The following is a 17,212-nucleotide window of genomic DNA, read 5'->3' as shown; positions in this document are numbered from 1 at the left end:
GCACATCCTGAGTGAACCCACAGTATTCTTGATCCGCATGGCTGTCATGCGGTTCGGCAAGGAGAGGGCATGAGCCACACTGAAGACCAGCTGGCCAGCCTCGGCAAGGGCCAGAAGATGCCGTTGCAGCGTGACGTGGAAGGTATCTCGGTACCCTTCGGCAAGTCGGTGACCCTGCATGAGGACTCGGTGGTCGAAGTCATGCAGGCCAAGGGCGGCACCGTCAGCGTGGCGTACGAGGGCCGCATGTACCTGATCGAGAGCTTCAGCCTCGATGCACTGGGACTGGACGCCGTGCCGCGCCCGCATCTGCCGGCCGGGCAGAGCGACGCCGAGATAGAGGCCTTCGTCTGGGCGCAGCTGCGCACCTGTTTCGACCCCGAGATCCCGGTGGACATCGTCGAGCTCGGGCTGGTCTATGGCTGTCGTATCGACACCCTGATCAGCGGCGAGAAGATGGTCAATCTGAAGATGACGCTGACGGCGCCGGGCTGCGGCATGGGCAACGTGATCGCCGAGGATGCCAAGCGCAAGATCCTGGGCGCGGAGGATGTCTCCAAGGTTCACGTCGAGATCGTGTTCTCGCCCCCCTGGTCGCGGGAGATGATGAGTGAAGAGGCGCGCCTGGAACTTGGCATGTTCTGATGCTGCGTGTCGCTCGGGCGCAATCGCGCAACGGGCGGCACGGCCGTCTTGACGGAACCTCTCGCGCCAACCGCTTTCCAAGCCGTGCCAAGGACTGCACCATGGCGCCGTCGTTGCGTCATGTGGCGTCGAAGGTCGTGATTCTCTGCCAGCAAGGAATATCCCAATGCGCTACCCGACAGCCTTACGTGTCCTGACCGCCAGCCTGATCATGAGTACTGCCGTCAGTGCACAGGCGTCATGGACACTGGACAGCGATGCCTCGCAACTGAATTTCCAGTCCACCAAGATGAGCAAGAACGGTGCCAGCACCGTCGAGCAGCACGCCTTCGATTCCTGGCGTGCTCGCGTCAATGATGCGGGCCAGTTGTCGGTCGAGATCGACCTGGACTCCGCCGATACCGGTATCGAGATCCGTGATCAGCGTGTCAGCGAGAAACTCTTCGAGGCCGGTGACTATCCCCTGGCCGTGCTGACTGCGTCACTGGACATGCCGACGCTCAAGGTCATGGAGCCGGGCGATACCCAGCAAGTCAGCCTGGAAGGGCAGCTGACGCTGCATGACAGCACCCAGACCCTGCCGGTGAGCCTGCAGGTGACACGTCTGCAGGGAGAGCGCTGGCTGGTGCAGACGGACGCGCCGGTGATGGTCGATGCCAGCCAGTTCTCGCTGGTGGATGGCATCCGTACCCTGCGTGACCTGGCGGGTCTGGGCAACATCGCGACCCAGGTGCCGGTCAGCGTCAAGGCGATCATGACGCAGGAAGAGTGAGCCGACAGGCGTCTGCCCTGACCCCGTGGCCCTCGAGCCTGCAGGCGTCATCCCGCTGGTGTCGTGTGCATGGCTTGGGTAGGCTGGGCGCTCATGCTTGCATGATGCAGTGAATGGCGATATTCGGTAGTGACAGGCAAGGATGGGTGCGGGGAGCAGATGCGACGAGTGATCAAGCGGGCCGTGATGGCCATGATTGGCCTGTTGGTCGTGAGCCTGATGATAGTGGTCGGGCTCAATCTCTGGGTCGTGATGTCGACCCGTGATCGCATCGCGTCTTCCCCGCTGACCTGCGAAAGCCGTGAAGTGGGAATCGTCTTCGGGACCTCCCATGGCCTGGTGGGCGGAGGACGCAACCCGCACTATCAGGCTCGTCTCGACACCGCAGCCCAGCTCTACCGGCTGCATCGAGTGAGCAACCTGCTGCTGTCAGGGGACAATCGTACGCGTTATTACAATGAGCCGATGACCATGTGGCGTGACCTGCGTGATCGCAATGTGCCACAGCAGTTCATGACGCTGGATTACGCCGGATTCTCGACCTTCGATACGCTGGTGCGTGCGCACAAGGTCTTCGGTGTCGATCAGGCGGTGCTGGTCACTCAGCCCTGGCATCTGCCACGGGCACTGTTCATCGCTGACGTGCTGGGGTTGGATGCCGTCGGCTGTCCGGCGGTTTCCGAGCGTCGGCCTGCGGGGCTGCGGCTGATGCTGCGCGAATGGCTGGCGCGTGCCGCCACGGTGGGGGATCTTTACCTGTGGGGCCGCAAGCCGCGTTTCCTGGGGCCGGCGGAGCGACTGCCGACACCGGTATTGCCAGCCGTACCGGCTGTGTCAGGCAGTTGACGACAGCGGCTCAGCGTACCGGCCGGCCAACACGAAAAGCCCCCGTCTTCCGATAGGAAGCGGGGGCTTTTCGTGTCTGCTCGAGGCTTTTTCCGCTGAGCGGGCCCGAGGTCAGCCGGCGCGGCGGCGTGCCGCGATGCCGGTCTGGTGACGATAGAGCTCGCGAATCAATTGGCGGCAGTTGTGGAAGCACGCTTCCAGCACCTTCTCCATGCTGTCCGGGAGAGGATGCGTGAAGGCCGTCGAGCAGGCCTGCATCAGCACGCGCTCCTGTTCGAGCAGTTCGTTGATCAGAACCTGATTGTCGTTGCTGACGATGCTCTTCAGGCGACTCCACAGCCACATGTAGTCATCACGCTCGACATCAGCGTCTCGCGGCATCAGGCTCAGATGCTTGCGCGTCTCGACTTCCAGCGCCTGCTTGAGCTCCACGCGCCGGGCATAGAAGGGTTCAAAGGCCTTCAGCAGCCCGGGACGCAGCCGTTCGGCGTTGTCCTCGAAATAATCAAGACTGTCTGCCAGGGCTTCCTGGACGCTATCCATCGCCACCTGGCGATTGTCGAGAAACATGGGCGGTCACCTCCTCCGTCAGGAGAGATTGTGCGGGTGAAAACAGTGTTTTTCTACCCCTGATGTGCAGAAAGTCCTGATATTTCTTCCCGTAGCGTCAATCCACTCATTTTACGACAGTTCGATGACGTTATCGTGACGTCCGACAGTGTCACGGCTGTCCGTGATCAGCGTCATGTCTCCCAGAATGCTCTGGCAAGCCGGCGGCATTTCACCCCTTGGGCTTGGGCGGGATCTTCCTGGCGGGTGCGGCGGACTTGGCGATGTGGTCGATGATCATCCCTGCGATGTCCTTGCCGGTTGCCGTTTCAATGCCCTGCAGACCCGGTGAGGAGTTCACTTCCATGATCACCGGACCATGGTTGGCGCGCAGCAGGTCGACACCGGCGACGGCCAGGCCCATGGCCTTGGCGGCGCGGATGGCGGTGGAGCGCTCTTCCGGCGTGATGCGAATCTCGCTCGCGGTGCCGCCACGATGCAGGTTGGAGCGGAACTCGCCATCAGCCGCCTGACGTTTCATTGACGCTACCACCTTGTCACCCACCACCAGGCAGCGGATGTCGGCGCCGCGCGCTTCCTTGATGTATTCCTGCACCATGATGTTGGCTTTCATGCCCATGAAGGCCTGGATCACGCTCTCGGCGGCCTGATTGGTCTCGGCGAGCACCACGCCGATGCCCTGGGTGCCTTCCAGCAGCTTGATGACCAGCGGCGCGCCCTTGACCATGGTGATCAGGTCGGGGATGTCATCGGGGGAGTGAGCGAAGCCGGTGACCGGCAGGCCCAGTCCCTTGCGCGACAGCAGCTGCAGCGAGCGCAGCTTGTCACGCGAGCGCGCGATGGCCACGGAGTCGTTGACCACGTAGGTACCCATCATCTCGAACTGGCGCAGTACCGCACAGCCATAGAAGGTGACGGAGGCGCCGATGCGCGGCACCACGGCGTCGAAATGCTCGATCTCGGCGCCCTTGTAATGGATGGAGGGGCGGTGCGAGGCGATGTTCATGTAGCAGCGCAGAGTGTCCACAACGCGTGCGGTATGCCCGCGGGCTTCGGCTGCCTCGATCAGGCGGCGAGTGGAGTAGAGGCGGGAATTGCGCGACAGGATACCGATATGCATGAAATCCTCCAGAGCCGAAAGGGCCGTCAGGAATGAGAAGGTGGCGAAAGGATGAAAGAGGTGCGTCAGGAGGCGTCTTGCGCGAGCGCCGCGAAGGCGGCGTGCCCGTTCGAGTCATGCCGGGGGCGAGTCTTGCGCAATGTGAAGGTCATCAGGGCTCGCCATGCAGATAGGCGGCACCCGGTGCCACCAGCAGGCGACGCAGTGCACGGCGCCCCAGCAGGATGGGGTGGCGCATCTGGGAGCGATCGACCAGTGTCATGTCGATGTCGTAGTCGAGCCCGGCGAGCTGCATGCGGGAGCGAATCACGTAGCGCCACTGTGCCTGACCATTGGAAGACCTGACCCGACGCCGGTCGTGGACCCGTGTCTCGACATCATGGGGCGGAGAATCACTGCCGCCACTGCGCGTAATGAAGCGTACCCACAGGTCTTCATCCTTCTCGAAGACCTCGATGTTCTCTGCGTGCAGTGCGCTCGAGTGCGCGCCAGTGTCGATCTTGGCGTTGAGGTGCAGATGCAGCTCCGGCAGCTCGATCAGTTCACGCCGTCCGACGACGGCTCGCGGCCGAAAGCCGAGCAGATCGTGGTTCAGGGATCTGAGATCCAGAGGCGGTGCCTTGTGAGCATGATGACGAGCAGGGGTCTTGGAATGCGGCATGTTTCATCCTGAATCAGAGGGCATGACCTGGCCTGGAGGTCGGGTCACGGCATGAAAGGCACCGTGGTGATCGCAATGGCGCGTGGCAGACAGCGGGATTGCGACCAGACGGGCGCGCAGCATAGTCACTTACCGTATCAGCAGCAATCCTTGTTGGCATATCTTTGGCTGCGAGCAGCGCCGCTCCCGTGCCTGGCGCCTTGCAGAGCGCTTTCACCGGGCAGTTCTCGCGCACGATGATCAGGCCTGTCCCAAGTGTCGTGGGTTATGCGCATGATCTCAAGGACTGTGATGCTCACCTGTCGCTTGCGCTGTCGTCCACCGGGCAAGGTGCTGGGCCTAGAGCTAGGCATAGGGCTGGGCCTGGGGCCGAACGAGGTACGTGGCGCAGTGCCGGGCACGAGCCGAGAGGAGAGATTGGCCAGGACGGGCCGGCAGGGGATTGGCCATCAGGACCGGCGAGGGCGGCGGGTCCTGATGGCAGGGCTGGCTCAGTGGCTCAGTAATTCAGAGGCTCAGAGGCTTCAGTGGCGTTGCGTCGGCGCCACCGTCCGGCCGGTGAGCGACGCCAGGGCGAGCCCCAGGGCGCTGTCGGGTTCGGCGTTGCGCAGCGTCATCAGTACCGGCAGACGCAGACGCGGAATCAGCGCCAGATCACGGGCGAGAGCCTGGAAGCTGGCTTGCGGGCAGTTAGCCAGTCGCACGAGGAAGGTCGGCAGGCGCTCGGCATCTTCCAGATGGGCATAACCGCGTGCGGCGATCGCGACCAGCACATCCACGCTGGCGGCGCTCTCGTCCGCCAATAGCATATCCAGCCATTCGGCGGCCGCTGGCAGGGGGCTGGCAGCCGCTGCACGCAGGCAGGCGCACAGGGTTTCCAGATCTCCCAGCTCCCGTGCCGTCTGACCGCGGCGAATCAGACTGTCGAGCAGCTCCGCCTCCAGACTGTCCGTCAGCGGACTGGCCAGCTGCGGATGGGCCGGGGGAGCCTGCTCCAGGCACAGGGCGAGCGCGCGCAGCGGCGTGTCGGGAAGATAGCCGATCCGTTCGATCATCGCCTCGGCAAGTTCATTGGTGAACTCACCGCGACGCGTCAGTCCATCGGCGATGCCCTGCAGGCCAACGCTGGGCCAGTCATCAAGGGGCAGTTGCGCAGCGAGATAGCGTTCCGCCTGTTCATAGTACTGGCTGGCAGGGCGATCACAGTCGATGCTGGCGCGGGCATGCAGCATGGCGCGCAGGCTGTCATCTGGAGTGAAGGCCAGGGGATTGTCCTGCATCAGGTTGTCGATCTTGCCTGCCTCGGCCTGCAACAGGTCAGAACGACCGACGCTCAGTGCCGTCTGGCCGAGTGTGGTCAGCAGGCGTTCGAGGAATGCATCTCGTTGTGGCGGAGAAAGCCGGCCTTCTTCATCCAGCGGCAGGGCCAGAAACCATACCAGCGGATCGTCGATGCCAGCGGGTCGGAAGACGCACGCCAGTCGGGCCTGTCCCTTGAAAGGTTGCGACCACGGCTGTTGCTGGGTCTCGAAGGCTTCCAGCTCTTCAAGGCTCAAGGGGGACAGGGTGCGCCCCAGATGATAAAGGTGCACGTCAGCGCCGGTGCGCTGGAAGAAGTTGCTCAGGGAGGAGAGTGGAGTCATGAGGCTCACCGCTGCGGTTGGGCTCCCCGGACGCAGTACGCGTCCGGGACGACCTGAGATTGGGCGTGATATCGGCAAGGATACGCCATGAATGGCTGAGACTTTAGCGATTCGCCTCTTGGCATGCCACCCGCGAAGGCTGTCGCGCATTGTCGCAACACCTTGATTGCAGAAGGATTGCCGGCTATGGGGCCTTTGGGAGACGTCCTGGTGACTCGCTGATGAAAATTTGATCAATTTTCTCCTGCCCAGGTCTGGCGCGGCTTGCAGCGAGGAAGCACAAGGTTATCCACAGTATCGTCCACGGAAGACGTGAATAACTGTCATCCTGATGACCTCAGCCTGTCATCGTTAGCCGCTACCCGGTGGCGTGCTCTTGAGAGGGCACACTCAATCCGAGTGGCAGCGGCCGTTGCGCCCGCCGGGACGCCTCGGCGCATGGCTGGTCAGCAGGGGCAGGCATGCTAGAATCTCATCATTGCTCGCGCATGTAGCGTTATTCCTTTTCGTTCTTACCAAAGTGGAGGAAATGTTTGGGAATGCGCGACAGGCTCGTTATTCTATAAAACTAAATCACATATAAATGCTGGCGCTTATGCCTGATTCGTTGCTGTCATGTGCTCGCTGCGTGTGGGACGGTGGATGACGTCTGCACTTCGACACATGCCCTGCCCGCATAAGTCTGCCACCATCGAGGATTTCCGATGCGCCATTCACGTTCACTTGCTGCCGTCTTCTCTGCCACTGCTCTCAAGGGCACCGTGATGGCGGCGGCATTGGGGGCTGCTGCCATGGGCAGCCTGGCCGCTCACGCCGACACCCTGAAGGTCGGCATGTCCGGGGGCTACTTCCCGTTCACCTTCGTCAAGCAGGACAAGCTGCAGGGCTTTGAGGTGGATGTCCTGAATGCCGTGGGCGAGATCACCGGCGACGATGTCGAATTCGTCACCATGAGCTTCTCCGGTCTGATCGGTGCACTGGAAGCGGGTCGTATCGATACCGTGGCCAACCAGATCACCATCACCGATGCGCGCAAGGCCAAGTTCGCCTTCACCCAGCCGTACGTCTATGACGGGGCGCAGGTGGTCAAGCGTCGTGGCAATGACGAGATCACCGGCGTCGAGTCCCTCAAGGGGCACAGCGTGGCGGTCAATCTGGGGTCCAACTACGAAGCGCTGATGAAGGAGCTGCCGTACGCCGACCAGATCGATATCAAGACCTATGAATCCAACATCGAGCAGGACACCGCCCTGGGCCGTGTCGATGCCTTCGTGATGGACCGCGTCAGCGCAAGCCAGGTGATCCAGAAGACACCGTTGCCGCTGGAGCTGGCAGGCACGCCGTTCTCACGTCTCGAGAACGCGCTGCCGTTCCGCAAGGATGCCGAAGGCGAAGCCAAGCGTGACGCGGTGGATGCCGCGCTGACCGAGCTCAAGGAAAATGGTCGTCTGGCCGAGATTTCCAACAAGTGGTTCGGCAATGACATCACCACGCCTTGAACATTGACGGGCGCGCCCTGATACAGGGGGCACCCGTGGACGAGCCTGACGCATGACGGTGTCATGTGCAGGCGCGTCAATCGATGTCGTGAGCAAACGGGGTGACGGCACAACCGTCACCCCGTTGCCGTGATGATGCTCCACGTGTCGCCGGGATACTGCCGTCATCACGTCGATGGGCGTCTTCCGTGAGACTCTCAGCCAAGCCCTCAGCCTGTCCGGATAACGAATGGATACTCTCAATATCGATTACATGCTTGGCCTGCTGCCGGTCATGCTCAAATACCTGCCACTGACACTCAAGATGGCCTGTATCGGCATGGTGGCCGCGCTGGTACTGGCCTCGCTGTTGGCGGTAGTGCGGGTGCTGAAGGTGCCGGTGCTCAATGCGCTGACCGTGGTGTTCATCTCCTTTTTCCGCGGTACGCCGCTGCTGGTGCAGCTGTTCCTGTTCTACTACGGCCTGCCGCAGGTGATGTCGTTCCTCACCCAGATCGATGGCGTGACTGCGACGATTCTGGGCCTGACGCTGCACTTCTCTGCCTACATGGCCGAGTCGATCCGTGCGGCCATCGTCGGCGTCGATCGCAGCCAGACCGAGGCGGCGCTGTCCATCGGCATGACCAATGTCCAGTTGATGCGTCGCATCGTGCTGCCACAGGCAGCCCGTGTGGCGGCTCCCACGCTGATGAACTACTTCGTGGACATGATCAAGTCCACGTCGCTGGCCTTCACGCTGGGGGTGACCGAACTGATGGGCGCGACCCAGAAGGAAGCGGCCAGCAGCTTCCTGTACTTTGAATCCTTCATCATGGTGGCCATCGTCTACTGGGTGATGGTGGAAGGGCTGTCCTTCGTGCAGCGCTGGATGGAGAAACGTCTCAACAAGGCCTATCAGCGATGATTGCAGTCAGAAATCTGATCAAGAAATTCGGCGGGCAGGCCGTACTCGATGGCATCACGCTGGAAGTGAAGCAGGGCGAGATCATCGTCGTCATCGGCCCGTCGGGTACCGGCAAGTCCACCTTGCTGCGTTGCATCAACTTCCTGGAACAACCCGATGACGGGGAAATCCAGATCGGCGAGCACAAGGTCGCAGCCACACGCGCCAGTCGCCATGACATTCTTGCCCTGCGCCGCAACAGCGCCTTCGTGTTCCAGAACTATGCGCTGTTCGCCAACAAGACGGCGCTTGAGAACATTGCCGAGGGCCTGATCGTCGTCAATGGCTGGCCCAAGGCCAAGGCGCATCAACGCGCCCGCGAGATTCTCGAGCGCATCGGCATGAGCGAGAAGGCGGATGCCTTCCCGGCGGCGCTTTCCGGTGGACAGCAGCAGCGGATCGGCATCGGGCGTGCCATGGCGGCCCAGGCCGAGGTCATCCTGTTCGATGAGCCGACCTCGGCGCTCGACCCGGAGTGGGTCGACGAAGTGCTGGAGCTGATGAAGCAGCTGGCGGTCGAGCGTCAGACCATGATCGTGGTCACCCACGAGATGCAGTTTGCGCGGGAAGTCGCTGACCGCGTCATCTTCATGGAAGGCGGGCGTATCGTCGAGCAGGGGCCACCGAGTCAGCTGTTCAGCGCGCCGAAGGATGACCGCACCCGCGCCTTCCTGCGCAAGGTGCTCGATGAAGTCCCGCCGCAGGGAGCGGCAGGTATCTGAGCGGCTGCCATCTCAAGGGCAACCCTCATCACGACGGCCCACCTGCCTGCGCAGGTGGGCCGTCGTGGTTGGTGAGGCTCGTCGTGGTTGGTGAGGCCCGTCGTGATTGATGGCGAGCATCGTGATTGCCCGGGCGCATCCCCGCGATGCGCCCGGGGCAGAAGAGGGCGGCGACTAGCTGCGTCGCGGCATGCTGTGCACCCTGGCCACCGCATCATCGAGAGCCAGGGCCACACGCTCTTCCAGCAGCTCCTGTTCGGCAGGGGTCATGTAGAAGGCCATGTCCACATCATGTCGGATGTAGCGCGGTGCCAGCTGATTGAGCGCGATGCAGGCGACATCCTCGCGGCTGTCGCCATCCATGCCGCTGGCCGTGGCATGCAGGCGTATGCCATCGAACACCAGCTGCTCCATGTAATTGTGGACGCCCATCGACTGTGGGCTCCCCTGGGTCGAGCAAGACGTTGCGTGCTGTCCGTGCATGATGAGTCTCCCTTGTGACGTGACGAAGGCGGTCATTGCCTGCTGTCGAAAGGCCGGTCTCCTGTGCCCGTCCGGCGGACAGAGCCTCAGCCCGACAACAGACGCGCTTCTGCCTCTTCAATATGATCAGCCAGCCCGGACAATACCAGCGTATCGCCACACGCGAGACGAAGATCACCCGTGGGCTCCTCGATGCAGTCCCCGTTGGCGCGCACGATGCGGGAGATCAGGATACCGCTGCGCTCCGGCAGGGAGATCTCGTCCAGTCGGCGCTCACAGGCCCAGGTGCTCTCGGTCAGGGTCACGGGATGGCGTCTCAGCAGCGGGTTGCCACGCTTGTCGGTCAGCTGGGACTGCTGGCCGTGGAAGTAGCCATGCAGCAGACTGTAGCGGGCCTCGCGGGCCTTCTGGATCGAGCGCGCCACACGGCGAAATGGCACCTCGAGATTGACCAGCACATGCGAGACCAGCATCAATGAGCCTTCCAGTACCTCCGGGATCACCTCGGTCGCGCCGGCGGCCTTGTAGGTGTCCAGGTCGGCATCATCCTGGGTGCGTACCAGCACCTTGAGCTCGGGGAGCTGCAACGGCTGGATGGCATGCAGGATGGCCAGTGCATGCGGCAGCTGGTTGACGGTGATCACCACCTGGCGGGCGCGCTCGATGCCCAGTGCGCGCAGAATGTCCTGACGCTGGGCATCACCGAAGACCACCGGTTCACCCGCGCTGGCGGCTTCATGCACGCGGATGGGGTCGGCATCGATGGCGATCCACTGGAGCTTCTCCTGGGTCAGGAAGCGCCCGACGGTCTGACCGACACGCCCGAAGCCGCACACGATGACGTGGTCGTGCAGCGGGGCCGTGGCCTCGCTCAACTGCGCCGTGGTGTGCGGATTTTCCTGGGTGGGGGTATGTGAGCGGCAGGCACGTTGCGACAGATGCTGGTTGTGACGAATGAGCGAGGGCGTGACGACCAGCGAGCCGATGATGATCGCCACCACCAGTCCCACGGTATCGGTGTCCATCAGCTGCTGTTGACTGGCCAGTGCCAGCAGGGCAAACCCGAACTCTCCGCCCTGTGACAGCACCAGGCCGGTGCGCATGGCCGAATCCAGTGGTCGTCCGGAGAGTCTGGCAAGCCCCGTGATCAACAGTGCCTTGGTGGTCAGCAGACAGATCACGCCGATCACCACCCAGTACCATTGTGCCAGCAGGACATGCGGGTCGAGCAGCATGCCCACCGAGACGAAGAACAGGCCCAGCAGGATGTCCCGGAACGGGCGAATGTCCGCCTCAATCTGATGCCGGTAATGGCTTTCACCGAGCATCATGCCCGCCAGGAAGGCGCCGAGCGCCATCGAAAGGTGCAGGCTATGGGTCAGCCAGGCCGAGAACAGGGCCACCAGCAACACGGTGAGCACGAACAGCTCTTCTGAGCGTGAGCGTGCGACTTCCTGAAAGACCAGTGGCAGCACCCATTTGCCGATGGCCATCATCACCACCACCAGGCCGATGCCCTTGGCCAGCATCACGCCCAGATCGCTGAGCAGCTGGCTGCCATCTCCCGCCATGGCCGGAATCAGGATCAGGAACAGCAGGGCGGCAAGGTCCTGAAACAGCAACACTCCCACCGCGGCATGGCCGTGGGGGCTGTCCAGCTCGTTCCAGCGCGCCAGCTCCCGCGTCACGATGGCCGTGGAAGAAAGTCCCAGTGCGCCGGCCGCGACCAGCGCCGCGGCAGGGGTCAGCCCCAGTGCGCAGCCCAGCGCCCAGAAGAGTCCGCTGCAGACCACCACCTGGGAGGCTCCCAGTCCGAAGACGGTGGTCTTGAGGGCTCGCATGCGGGGCATCGAGAATTCCAATCCCAGCGAGAACAACAGAAAGACCAGGCCGAACTCCGACAGAAAGGCCAGCTCTTCCGGACGGCCTATCCAGCCTGCCAGATGCGGGCCGACCAGAAAGCCCACCGCCAGATAGGCCAGTACCGGTGGCAGGTGCAGGCGTCGGAACAGCGCCGCCGCGACCACCGAGGCCCCCAGCAGGATCATCACGTCATTGAACAGGCTATCTGCCATCTGGCCCTCCTGGCCTTCCAAGCGTATGAACGGGATAATACCGTGAACGCATCATGCATGAATTGACGGAGGTGTCATGAACCCGACCGAAATACCCCAGGACGGCGAACTCGCCGGCAACGCGCATGACGAATTGCGTGACCTGCTGGCACGCCTGGAAGCGACGATGAAGGCGGCGGATCTGTGGCGCATGGAGACACCGACCCCAGAGGCCTTCATGAGCGTGGAGCCCTTTTGCGTGGACCGCATGGATATGGGGCAGTGGCTGCGTTTCGTGTTCATCGCGCGTCTCGAGGCACTGTGTGACGCGCGTGGCAGCTTCCCGGTGAAGTGTGACGTGGCGCCTGCCATCGAGGCCTGGTTGAAGGATGCGCGTCCGGAGCGCCGCGTGGCGATGACGGAAGTCGTGCGCGAGATCGATACGCTGATCACCGACAACTGAGTCGTCGCGGTTCACACGGGAGACGGGTATGCCGTACTACTTCGCCTACGGAAGCAACATGAATCCGGCGCGTGTCGCGGCACGCATCGGTGATACGCGTCGTGCCCTGCATGGCTGGCTGGAGGAGCATCGGCTGAGTTTCGACAAGGCGTCGCGTGTTCCGGGGATCGCACATGCCAATGTGCAACCGGCGCGGGGCGAGCGTGTCGAAGGGGTGCTCTACGAGCTGCGCGACCCTGAGCAGATCACCCTGATGGACCCCTACGAGGGGCGCCCACATGAATATGAGCGCTTTCGTCATGCCATCGTGACACGTGACGGTGTCATCGAGGCCTGGGTGTACATCGCCTTGCCGGAGCGCACTAGTCAGGGACTCAAGCCGGCCCGTGAGTATCTCGAGCACCTGCTGGGCGGACGTGACTTCCTGACCCCGGACTATTTCACGGCATTGGCAGACGTGGAAGCGGTGCACTTGCTGGATGATGACACGCTCGCACGGCTGGGGCTGTCGCGCAGCACGCCGCGCTGAGACGCCAGAGACGACAGCCGTGACGAAAAAAGCCCGCCCCTCATCACGAGGGGCGGGCTTTTTCATGGCAACGCCGTGGCAACATCATGCCACCAGGGGAAGGCCGAGGGGCGCTCAGCGTTGCTCGGTCAGTACCGGGTCCAGATTCGTCTGGTCACGACGGCTGGTCAGCATGCCGATGATCAGGCCCGCCAGTGCAGGTGCCAGCCAGCCCAGATTCATGGAGGCCAGCGGCAGCAGCGGCTCGATGCGGTGCGAGATGGCCATCAGGGAATCGATGCCACTGGCTTCGAAGCCATCGAGCAGGCTGACCAGCAGGGTCAGGCCCAGGCTCCAGGCGAACACGCGCGGTGCATCATGCAGGCGCGGGCGCAGGTAGGAGAGCAGCGTCAGCACCAGCACCAGTGGGTAGAGCGTGACCAGCACCGGAATCGAGACGCTGATCAGGGTCGAGAGGCCCAGGTTGGCGATCAACGCCGAGGCCACGGCCATCACGATCACCAGCAGACGGTAGGGCACGCTCGGCAGCAGGCGATGGAAGAACTCGCCGCAGGAGGTCAGCAGGCCCACCGCGGTGGTCAGACACGCCAGAGTGATGACCAGCGCCAGGATCAGCTTGCCGGCATCCCCGAACAAGGCCTCGACGTAGACCGGAATCAGTTCGCCCTTGGCGGCTTCCGTCACCAGAGCATGGCTGGTGGCGCCCATGTAGGTCAGCGGCAGATAGACGGCGGCCAGACAGATCGCGGCGATCGCGCCGGCCCACAGGGTGTAGCGCGTCACGTCAGCGGTGGCGGTGATGCCACGCGCCTTGATCGCCGAGACGATCAGGATGCCGAACACCATCGAGGCCAGCGCATCCATGGTCAGGTAGCCCTGCTGGAAGCCGGTCATGAAGGGCGCTTCGGCCCACTCGGGGCTCACCGGGCCCAGCGGCCCCTGCGGGTCGATGATGGTGAACAGCGCGATCAGTGCCAGCAGCGCGATCAACAGCGGGGTCAGCCACTTGCCGACCACGTCCATCAGCTTGCCGGGGCTCAGGGCGATCAGGGTGGCAATGCCGAAGAACACCACCGAGTGCAATGCCAGGCCTGACTCGGGCGTCATGTCGATGAACGGACGCATGCCCATCTCGAAGGCGACGGTACCGGTACGCGGGATGGCGAACATCGGCCCGATGGACAGGTAGATGGCGACGCCGAAGGCCGCTGCCGCCCACTTGGGCAGCGGGGAGGTGATCTTGTCGAGCCCGCCGCCGATCACGGCGACCGCAACGATTCCGGCCAGCGGCATGCCGACACCGGTGGTCAGAAAGCCGAGTGCGGCTGGCCAGAACTCGGTCCCTGCGCCCTGACCTACCTGAGGCGGGAAGATGATGTTGCCAGCGCCAAGGAAGAGCGCAAATGTCATGAAGCCCAGCGCCACGATATCGAGGCTGGAAAGTCGTGTTTTCAAGATGACGTCCTACGGATTCAGCGGATGCGTTGCGGCAGCAGGATGTCGGAGTCGACACGCTGCCGGGAAGCCGTTGGCCAGCGACAGGGGTGAGGTCACCAGCAGACTCGGGCTCGCGGGGTAGTGCGAAGCCCGCGTCTCATGGCGAGAAACAGGCCAACCTGTGAGTCGCCTGAATCTGACGCGGCGCATTATCGTTGATTTCACGCATCAAGACAAAGTGAGTACTCCCTCCCGAGCAGTCCGCTTGCCGGTCTGATCGCGACGTGAACCGTCAGGTGGGGGAAGCCGGGGGCAGCGGGATGAAGTGAGGCCATCCATCCGGCACCACGAATACCCGCCATTGAGAGGAGGCCTCGTGTCGCGAGTCCAAGGGCTGGTGCGGCGCGCGTTCCAGCCATAGCTGACGCGGATGCTGAGGCGGCGCCTGCCGGGGAGTGCCCGTTGGCGGGTTCGCTTCCCCGTCAGAGGGCGCGAAATAGTCCTCGAGCCAGAGTTGCAGCTCGCGCCACCCGGTCAGTGATTGCACTGGGGGAGGGGCCAGCCAGGCGGGCTTTTCCCTGAGACACCCTAGCAGCGGCGCGGTATCCATCGCGGTACTGTCGAGGCTCTGGCAGAAGGCGGCAAACTGGCTCACGGGGACCCACCAGCCAGCCTGCGTCGCGCTTGAAGGATGGCAGTGACGCGGTGGCGGCAGCTGCTCATCGGCAGGTGTCTCCGGCTGCCAGGGGCGAAACAGACCGCCGGGCATGGCCAGGCATTGGCCCGCGAGCCACCCGGGGGCCGAGTCTCCCGTCGCCTCGGCGGCGTCGCTCACGGGTAGACCAAGCGCCTGACGAATCGTCTGCTGCCCCCGCTCGCTGAGCGCCAGTGGCAGCTGGTGCGCAAGACTGCGTCGCGTCTTGATGGCGAGACTGTCGGCGCCGCCCGGGCCGATCCAGCGCTCCAGGCCATCCGCCGGCCCCGGACCTTGTGGCAATCCCAGATAGAACTTGATCGCGACTTCCAGGTGGGTGGGGGTCGTATCGCCTGCCGCCAGATACAGCATGTCCAGCTCGCCCAGCGTGATCTTGCCTTCCATGATCCTGAGATTGTGGGCCAACAGTCGGCTGCCCGGGGCGTGGGCCAGTACGAACCGCCACAGCAGCTCGTGATAGAGACCGAGCCGATGGTGGCGACGCTCATCCACCGCGGATTCCAGTGCCTCGGGGGCCTGCTCAAGCTCGCTCAGCCAGCGATGGCGAGTGATGTCGTCGCCCAGTCCCAACGCCTCGAGAGTCGGGCGCTGATAGGGGAGCAGTGTCAGCAGGTCCGGGGCACTCAACAGCCAGGCGATATCCCTGACGCGCGGATGCGTATAGCGCTCGCATTCGCCACGCAGGGTCTGCCCGGCAGTCTTCGGCCAGCGGGTGGGAGGGGCCTGCAAAGGCGCGTCATTGTCAGGAATGGGTGGCGGGTTGGGCATGTCGCCAGTGTAACGCTCACTCACCCACGCGGCCATTCGTGCCAGAGGGACCCGCGACCTCTGCTGACGGTGTTGGCGAGGGCATCGTCGTTGAGGATTGATTCCTCATGAGAACCAACCCGTGATGGTCAGGCCGGTACTCCACGCGCTGCACGTCTCTCGGCGTGTTCAACGAAGGTTAGATGCAACATGCAGACAATATGCAGGCAATGTGCGCGTGTCTCTTGAGGTCTGAATGCCCCCTTGTCACCTGACCAGGACGGAGCCGTCATCTGACGAGCGCGCCCAGGCAGCGTGCTTGAGCCAGGGCCCCCGGCGATGGTGGAAGCGACCTTCGGCGTACTCGGTGGGTGAGGAACAATTCGGGCGACCGGGGTGAACAATCCTCTGCTCTGCAAGGGAGTTATCCGGCTTCCTGTCGCTGGCCGACAGAAAAATAAACGCATTATTTCTCTTTCTGCTGCATCCAGTCTCAAGGCCTTGGCGTATGTCTCATCAGAACATGACGACACACTTCACCGCTGGCGACATGTTTTCCCGAGGGGAGTCTCGAGACAGGGATTTCTCTCGAACACCGAAGGATTCTGCCAGGGCAAGGCGTCAGTCAGATGGCTGACTCGGCACGGAATCAGGAAGTTTCTGCACCATCATAGTTATACAAGAGTTGTCCGTGAATCTGACATGAATTGTCGATCTCGAGGGGCGCGCGGAAGATGCTGGCCCCGGAATCGACAGCCTACCGCGAATTTGTTGCTCAAGACGAAACAGTGAGCTTCCAATGGCACGGCTAGTTAGAAAGCGGAATAAAGATTAGTCTGTTAATTATCGAAGCGCAGCACGACCCACAGCCAATGGAGGACGGAGCCCGGACAGGGGCTACCCGCCAGATCCTTCACTCGCTGACAACGACTTCACGCGGAATCATCCGCTACCCAGGACCAGGAGATAGACCATGAAGAACACCACACTGAAGACATTGATCGCCGCCGCCGTCATCGCCACTGCCAGCACGTCCGCCCTTGCCGCTGATGACAGCCCTGCCGCTCTGCGCGTCCAGAATGCGCTGAACAGCCAGCAGATCATCGGCCAGTCCCAGCCGGCAGCCACCAGCCAGCAGAGCTTCGCGGAGACTGGAATGAGCGTTGCCGCCGGACGTGTCGAGCAATCACTCAATGCCGAGCACATTCGTGGCCAGCAGGCCGCTGCCGTATCCCGGGCCAATGACACCGTTTCCGAGCAGGGCAAGAGTGTCGCAGCCAGCCGAGTCCAGCAGAGCATCAGCGACAACGTGTGAGTCGACGCAACGCTGAGTCGTCAACGGGTCTCAAGACACGGCCTCTCG

The 17,212-nt window shown here is 62.9% G+C and carries 17 protein-coding genes; 9 read left to right on the top strand and 8 right to left on the bottom strand.

What is annotated here, in order from left to right; genetic code table 11:
* The first annotated feature begins 69 nt into the window (after positions 1 to 69).
* From sufT to ACZYGA_RS03930, 3 genes are all read left to right on the top strand, one after another.
* The gene (sufT, locus tag ACZYGA_RS03940; protein WP_077372522.1) at positions 70 to 645 is read left to right on the top strand and encodes a putative Fe-S cluster assembly protein SufT; all 576 of its coding nucleotides are present in this window, start codon (positions 70 to 72) and stop codon (positions 643 to 645) included.
* 166 nt (positions 646 to 811) lie between these two features.
* Positions 812 to 1,417, top strand: a complete 606-nt coding sequence (locus ACZYGA_RS03935) for a YceI family protein (RefSeq protein ID WP_404624658.1) — start codon at positions 812 to 814, stop codon at positions 1,415 to 1,417.
* A gap of 159 nt (positions 1,418 to 1,576) precedes the next feature.
* On the top strand, positions 1,577 to 2,263 hold the full coding sequence (locus ACZYGA_RS03930; protein WP_084209048.1) for a SanA/YdcF family protein: 687 nt from the start codon (positions 1,577 to 1,579) through the stop codon (positions 2,261 to 2,263).
* Positions 2,264 to 2,374: 111 nt separating this feature from the next.
* On the opposite strand, the gene ACZYGA_RS03925 is transcribed toward ACZYGA_RS03930, so the two are convergent.
* The 4 genes from ACZYGA_RS03925 to ACZYGA_RS03910 form a co-directional block, all read right to left on the bottom strand.
* Positions 2,375 to 2,833, bottom strand: coding sequence for a hypothetical protein (locus tag ACZYGA_RS03925; protein ID WP_077372529.1), 459 nt, complete (start codon positions 2,831 to 2,833; stop codon positions 2,375 to 2,377).
* 211 nt (positions 2,834 to 3,044) lie between these two features.
* Positions 3,045 to 3,953, bottom strand: coding sequence for a 30S ribosomal protein S6--L-glutamate ligase (gene rimK / locus ACZYGA_RS03920; protein WP_077372532.1), 909 nt, complete (start codon positions 3,951 to 3,953; stop codon positions 3,045 to 3,047).
* A 151-nt stretch (positions 3,954 to 4,104) separates the two neighbouring features.
* Positions 4,105 to 4,614: an ATP-dependent zinc protease family protein gene (locus ACZYGA_RS03915; RefSeq protein WP_077372535.1), complete on the bottom strand. Its 510-nt coding sequence runs from the start codon at positions 4,612 to 4,614 to the stop codon at positions 4,105 to 4,107.
* 524 nt (positions 4,615 to 5,138) lie between these two features.
* Positions 5,139 to 6,257 (bottom strand): DUF3549 family protein, encoded by a 1,119-nt coding sequence (locus ACZYGA_RS03910; protein WP_404624657.1) that lies wholly within the window; start codon positions 6,255 to 6,257, stop codon positions 5,139 to 5,141.
* 764 nt (positions 6,258 to 7,021) lie between these two features.
* On the opposite strand from ACZYGA_RS03910, the gene ACZYGA_RS03905 reads away from it, so the two are divergent.
* The 3 genes from ACZYGA_RS03905 (at position 7,022) to ACZYGA_RS03895 (ending at position 9,421) form a co-directional block, all read left to right on the top strand.
* Entirely contained in the window at positions 7,022 to 7,756 is a 735-nt protein-coding gene (locus ACZYGA_RS03905) for an amino acid ABC transporter substrate-binding protein (protein ID WP_103751385.1), read from the top strand.
* A 229-nt stretch (positions 7,757 to 7,985) separates the two neighbouring features.
* On the top strand, positions 7,986 to 8,660 hold the full coding sequence (locus ACZYGA_RS03900) for an amino acid ABC transporter permease (RefSeq protein WP_077372544.1): 675 nt from the start codon (positions 7,986 to 7,988) through the stop codon (positions 8,658 to 8,660).
* Positions 8,657 to 9,421, top strand: a complete 765-nt coding sequence (locus tag ACZYGA_RS03895; protein WP_077372546.1) for an amino acid ABC transporter ATP-binding protein — start codon at positions 8,657 to 8,659, stop codon at positions 9,419 to 9,421. Before ACZYGA_RS03900 ends, ACZYGA_RS03895 begins: the two co-directional genes overlap by 4 nt.
* Before the next feature lie 174 nt (positions 9,422 to 9,595).
* Here ACZYGA_RS03895 and ACZYGA_RS03890 read toward each other — a convergent pair whose 3' ends face one another.
* Entirely contained in the window at positions 9,596 to 9,853 is a 258-nt protein-coding gene (locus ACZYGA_RS03890; protein WP_084209043.1) for a late competence development ComFB family protein, read from the bottom strand.
* A gap of 137 nt (positions 9,854 to 9,990) precedes the next feature.
* Positions 9,991 to 11,979 (bottom strand): cation:proton antiporter domain-containing protein, encoded by a 1,989-nt coding sequence (locus ACZYGA_RS03885; protein ID WP_084209042.1) that lies wholly within the window; start codon positions 11,977 to 11,979, stop codon positions 9,991 to 9,993.
* Positions 11,980 to 12,055: 76 nt separating this feature from the next.
* Between ACZYGA_RS03885 and ACZYGA_RS03880 the strand changes: the two genes are divergently transcribed.
* Together ACZYGA_RS03880 and ACZYGA_RS03875 are read left to right on the top strand one after the other, a co-directional pair.
* Positions 12,056 to 12,421 (top strand): YqcC family protein, encoded by a 366-nt coding sequence (locus tag ACZYGA_RS03880; RefSeq protein WP_084209041.1) that lies wholly within the window; start codon positions 12,056 to 12,058, stop codon positions 12,419 to 12,421.
* A gap of 28 nt (positions 12,422 to 12,449) precedes the next feature.
* The gene (locus ACZYGA_RS03875) at positions 12,450 to 12,950 is read left to right on the top strand and encodes a gamma-glutamylcyclotransferase family protein (protein WP_479398390.1); all 501 of its coding nucleotides are present in this window, start codon (positions 12,450 to 12,452) and stop codon (positions 12,948 to 12,950) included.
* Between the two features lie 114 nt (positions 12,951 to 13,064).
* Here ACZYGA_RS03875 and brnQ read toward each other — a convergent pair whose 3' ends face one another.
* Together brnQ and ACZYGA_RS03865 are read right to left on the bottom strand one after the other, a co-directional pair.
* Positions 13,065 to 14,405, bottom strand: coding sequence for a branched-chain amino acid transport system II carrier protein (gene brnQ / locus ACZYGA_RS03870; RefSeq protein ID WP_479398386.1), 1,341 nt, complete (start codon positions 14,403 to 14,405; stop codon positions 13,065 to 13,067).
* A 274-nt stretch (positions 14,406 to 14,679) separates the two neighbouring features.
* Positions 14,680 to 15,894, bottom strand: a complete 1,215-nt coding sequence (locus ACZYGA_RS03865) for a DUF1853 family protein (protein ID WP_479398384.1) — start codon at positions 15,892 to 15,894, stop codon at positions 14,680 to 14,682.
* Between the two features lie 928 nt (positions 15,895 to 16,822).
* Between ACZYGA_RS03865 and ACZYGA_RS03860 the strand changes: the two genes are divergently transcribed.
* Positions 16,823 to 17,164, top strand: a complete 342-nt coding sequence (locus ACZYGA_RS03860) for a hypothetical protein (protein ID WP_479398383.1) — start codon at positions 16,823 to 16,825, stop codon at positions 17,162 to 17,164.
* Positions 17,165 to 17,212 lie beyond the last annotated feature (48 nt).

This window comes from Cobetia sp. BL01 (assembly GCF_056493605.1).
The sequence above is the reverse complement of the archived record's forward strand: the minus strand, read 5'-3'. Positions and strand labels throughout refer to the sequence as shown.

Excerpts from the sequence above, each read along its gene's own strand:
- ACZYGA_RS03890 (WP_084209043.1), bottom strand. The coding sequence starts at position 9,853 with ATGGGCGTCCACAATTACATGGAGCAGCTGGTGTTCGATGGCATACGC.
- ACZYGA_RS03905 (WP_103751385.1), top strand. The coding sequence starts at position 7,022 with ATGGCGGCGGCATTGGGGGCTGCTGCCATGGGCAGCCTGGCCGCTCAC.
- ACZYGA_RS03925 (WP_077372529.1), bottom strand. The coding sequence starts at position 2,833 with ATGTTTCTCGACAATCGCCAGGTGGCGATGGATAGCGTCCAGGAAGCC.
- ACZYGA_RS03900 (WP_077372544.1), top strand. The coding sequence starts at position 7,986 with ATGGATACTCTCAATATCGATTACATGCTTGGCCTGCTGCCGGTCATG.
- ACZYGA_RS03885 (WP_084209042.1), bottom strand. The coding sequence starts at position 11,979 with ATGGCAGATAGCCTGTTCAATGACGTGATGATCCTGCTGGGGGCCTCG.
- ACZYGA_RS03875 (WP_479398390.1), top strand. The coding sequence starts at position 12,450 with ATGCCGTACTACTTCGCCTACGGAAGCAACATGAATCCGGCGCGTGTC.
- sufT (WP_077372522.1), top strand. The coding sequence starts at position 70 with ATGAGCCACACTGAAGACCAGCTGGCCAGCCTCGGCAAGGGCCAGAAG.
- rimK (WP_077372532.1), bottom strand. The coding sequence starts at position 3,953 with ATGCATATCGGTATCCTGTCGCGCAATTCCCGCCTCTACTCCACTCGC.
- ACZYGA_RS03935 (WP_404624658.1), top strand. The coding sequence starts at position 812 with ATGCGCTACCCGACAGCCTTACGTGTCCTGACCGCCAGCCTGATCATG.
- ACZYGA_RS03930 (WP_084209048.1), top strand. The coding sequence starts at position 1,577 with ATGCGACGAGTGATCAAGCGGGCCGTGATGGCCATGATTGGCCTGTTG.
- ACZYGA_RS03860 (WP_479398383.1), top strand. The coding sequence starts at position 16,823 with ATGAAGAACACCACACTGAAGACATTGATCGCCGCCGCCGTCATCGCC.
- ACZYGA_RS03915 (WP_077372535.1), bottom strand. The coding sequence starts at position 4,614 with ATGCCGCATTCCAAGACCCCTGCTCGTCATCATGCTCACAAGGCACCG.
- ACZYGA_RS03895 (WP_077372546.1), top strand. The coding sequence starts at position 8,657 with ATGATTGCAGTCAGAAATCTGATCAAGAAATTCGGCGGGCAGGCCGTA.
- ACZYGA_RS03880 (WP_084209041.1), top strand. The coding sequence starts at position 12,056 with ATGAACCCGACCGAAATACCCCAGGACGGCGAACTCGCCGGCAACGCG.
- ACZYGA_RS03910 (WP_404624657.1), bottom strand. The coding sequence starts at position 6,257 with ATGACTCCACTCTCCTCCCTGAGCAACTTCTTCCAGCGCACCGGCGCT.